A 3,670-nucleotide genomic window follows, 5' to 3' on the forward strand; every position below is an offset into this window, starting at 1 on the left:
CGGCTGAAACGAACAGAGTTGTCCAAGTCAAGTACACTAACCCGCATGATCGCCGCCGATAGTCACCCGCAAGGATGACCGGCACTAAATGATCATGCATTGTCTTCCATTCTCCATGTGGGGCCGACCGACATCGGCAGCATGGGTTCCAGGATGGAAGGCGGGAAAGTATGCTTTTGGTTCAGAAGAATGACTGCCTTTAGTTACCAGCTGGGCGGTCTCGATCGATCCGACCCCCGAACTGTGAAGGCCGAAGGCCGGAAGAGTTCATGTCCTCAAGTAGCCGAATAGGCGGTAGGATAAAAAGGTCGTGTCTTTCTCTTTCTGGATCAAATCAAGCGCGAGAAGGGCGTTTGGTGAATGCCTTGGCAGCAAGAGGCGATGAAAGACGTGATACTCTGCGATAAGCCATGGGGAGCTGAGAATAAGCTTTGATCCATGGATCTCTGAATGGGGCAACCCACCTGAAAGCTTCATATTGTTATCTTTGATACTCAATATGGGGTTTAAACAGGTACTTAAGACCTGAATACATAGGGTTTTAAGAGCAAACCCGGGGAACTGAAACATCTAAGTACCCGGAGGAAAGGAAATCAATTGATACTCCCCTAGTAGCGGCGAGCGAACGGGGACCAGCCGAGCCAGATAAGTGAGAAGAACATGTTGGGAAGCATGGCCATAGCGGGTGACAGCCCCGTATTCTAAGCTTTGACGGACGTATTAAGTAGGGCGGAACACGTGAAATTCTGTCTGAAGATCGGAGGACCACCTTCGAAGGCTAAGTACTCCTTGCTGACCGATAGCGAACCAGTACCGTGAGGGAAAGGTGAAAAGCACCCCGACGAGGGGAGTGAAACAGTACCTGAAACCGAACGCCTACAATCAGTCGGAGGCTCCTTGCGAGCTGACGGCGTACCTTTTGTATAATGGGTCATCGACTTGGTCTCACGAGCAAGCTTAAGCCGTTAGGTGTAGGCGTAGCGAAAGCGAGTCTTAATAGGGCGCATGAGTTCGTGGGATCAGACCCGAAACCGAGTGATCTAGGCATGGCCAGGTTGAAGGTAAGGTAACACTTACTGGAGGACCGAACCCACATCCGTTGAAAAGGATCGGGATGAGCTGTGCCTAGGGGTGAAAGGCCAATCAAACTCGGAGATAGCTGGTTCTCTGCGAAATCTATTTAGGTAGAGCGTCATCCGAATACCCCGGGGGGTAGAGCACTGGATGGGTAATGGGGCCCCACAGGCTTACTGATCCTAACCAAACTCCGAATACCCGGGAGTACTAGATGGCAGACACACTGCGGATGCTAACGTCCGTAGTGGAGAGGGAAACAACCCTGACCTACGACTAAGGCCCCCAATTCATGGCTAAGTGGGAAAGCAGGTGGGACGACCAAAACAACCAGGAGGTTGGCTTAGAAGCAGCCATCCTTTAAAGATAGCGTAACAGCTCACTGGTCTAAATAAGTTGTCCTGCGGCGAAGATGTAACGGGGCTCAAGCCATGAGCCGAAGTCTAGGGATGCGTAAGCATCGGTAGCAGAGCGTAGTGTGACATAGTTCCTATCCTCTTTAGCGTTCTTCGGAACGCCTTGGAGGATATTTGGAGCTTTCGATGAAGCCGGGGCGTGAGCCATCCGGTGGAGAGATCACTAGTGAGAATGATGACATGAGTAGCGACAAAGAGTGTGAGAGACACTCTCGCCGAAAGTCCAAGGGTTCCTGCTTAAAGCTAATCTGAGCAGGGTAAGCCGGCCCCTAAGCCGAGGCCGAAAGGCGTAGGCGATGGGAACTAGGTTAATATTCCTAGGCCAGGAGGATGTGACGGATCACAGGTGTAGTTCAATCTTATCGGATTGATTGGGCTGCTGAGTGGTTCCTGGAAATAGCCCTCCATCAGACCGTACCCTAAACCGACACAGGTGGACTGGTAGAGCATACCAAGGCGCTTGAGAGAACGATGTTGAAGGAACTCGGCAAAATACCTCCGTAAGTTCGCGAGAAGGAGGCCCGGTTCCTAGGCAACTAGGGGCTGGGGGCACAAACCAGGGGGTGGCGACTGTTTATTAAAAACACAGGGCTCTGCGAAGTCGCAAGACGACGTATAGGGTCTGACGCCTGCCCGGTGCCTGAAGGTTAAAAGGAGAGGTGAGAGCCTTGAATTGAAGCCCAGGTAAACGGCGGCCGTAACTATAACGGTCCTAAGGTAGCGAAATTCCTTGTCGGGTAAGTTCCGACCTGCACGAATGGCGTAACGACTTCCCCGCTGTCTCCAACATCGACTCAGCGAAATTGAATTGCCTGTCAAGATGCAGGCTTCCCGCGGTTAGACGGAAAGACCCCGTGCACCTTTACTACAGCTTCGCACTGGCATCAGGATTGTGATGTGCAGGATAGGTGGTAGGCTTTGAAGCAGGAACGCAAGTCCCTGTGGAGCCTCCCTTGAGATACCACCCTTCGCACTCTTGATGTCTAACCGCGGTCCGTTATCCGGATCCGGGACCCTGCGTGGCGGGTAGTTTGACTGGGGCGGTCGCCTCCTAAAGCGTAACGGAGGCGCGCGAAGGTTGGCTCAGAGCGGTCGGAAATCGCTCGTTGAGTGCAATGGCAGAAGCCAGCCTGACTGCAAGACTGACAAGTCGAGCAGAGTCGAAAGACGGCCATAGTGATCCGGTGGTCCCGAGTGGAAGGGCCATCGCTCAACGGATAAAAGGTACGCCGGGGATAACAGGCTGATACTGCCCAAGAGTCCATATCGACGGCAGTGTTTGGCACCTCGATGTCGGCTCATCTCATCCTGGGGCTGGAGCAGGTCCCAAGGGTACGGCTGTTCGCCGTTTAAAGAGGTACGTGAGCTGGGTTTAGAACGTCGTGAGACAGTTCGGTCCCTATCTGCCGTGGGTGTAGGAGACTTGAGAGGAGTTGCCCCTAGTACGAGAGGACCGGGGTGAACGATCCACTGGTGGACCAGTTGTCGTGCCAACGGCAGTGCTGGGTAGCTATGATCGGACAGGATAACCGCTGAAGGCATCTAAGCGGGAAGCCCCCCTCAAAACAAGGTCTCCCTGAGGGCCGTGGAAGACCACCACGTCAATAGGCCGGAGATGTAAGCGCAGTAATGCGTTCAGTTGACCGGTACTAATCGCCCGATAGGCTTGATTTGATCCAGTAATGGAAAGACAAATCAAACCAGAAGCATACACCGACCTTGAGTTGGACAACGTTGATTGATGTGAAACCCCGTAAGGGGTGACATAACAACCGTGCGGCAACGCGCATTCGCTTCGCGAATACGCTGCCTGCCGCGCGTCGCCTTTTTGCACTGCAAAAAGAGCGACGGGGATTTTCCTCGGTTTGGTGGTCATAGCGCAAGTGAAACACCCGGTCCCATACCGAACCCGGAAGTTAAGCACTGCCGCGCCAATGGTACTTGGGCTTAAGCCCCGGGAGAGTAGGTCACCGCCAAACCTAGAAAAATCCCCAATCTCTCTAATACGATATCAAAATTACCGACCCTGGCCTCAAGCAGCGTAAGCGATAGGCCAACAATGGTCTCAAGTAGCCGAATAGGCGGTAGACCAACGCAAAGTGTCGCGGGATGGAGCAGCCCGGTAGCTCGTCAGGCTCATAACCTGAAGGTCGCAGGTTCAAATCCTGCTCCCGCAACCA

The 3,670-nt window shown here is 53.4% G+C and carries 1 tRNA gene and 2 rRNA genes; all 3 read left to right on the top strand.

The features are described 5' to 3' along the window. Nucleotides 1-332: 332 nt before the first annotated feature. The 3 genes from ACR0K9_RS21280 (at nt 333) to ACR0K9_RS21290 (ending at nt 3,670) form a co-directional block, all read left to right on the top strand. Nucleotides 333-3,164: ribosomal RNA gene (locus tag ACR0K9_RS21280) — 23S ribosomal RNA — on the top strand. Between the two features lie 190 nt (nt 3,165-3,354). After that, nucleotides 3,355-3,469, top strand: a 5S ribosomal RNA gene (rrf, locus tag ACR0K9_RS21285). 124 nt (nt 3,470-3,593) lie between these two features. Further along, nucleotides 3,594-3,670, top strand: a tRNA-Met gene (locus ACR0K9_RS21290).

The organism is Ruegeria sp. L12 (assembly GCF_056531745.1).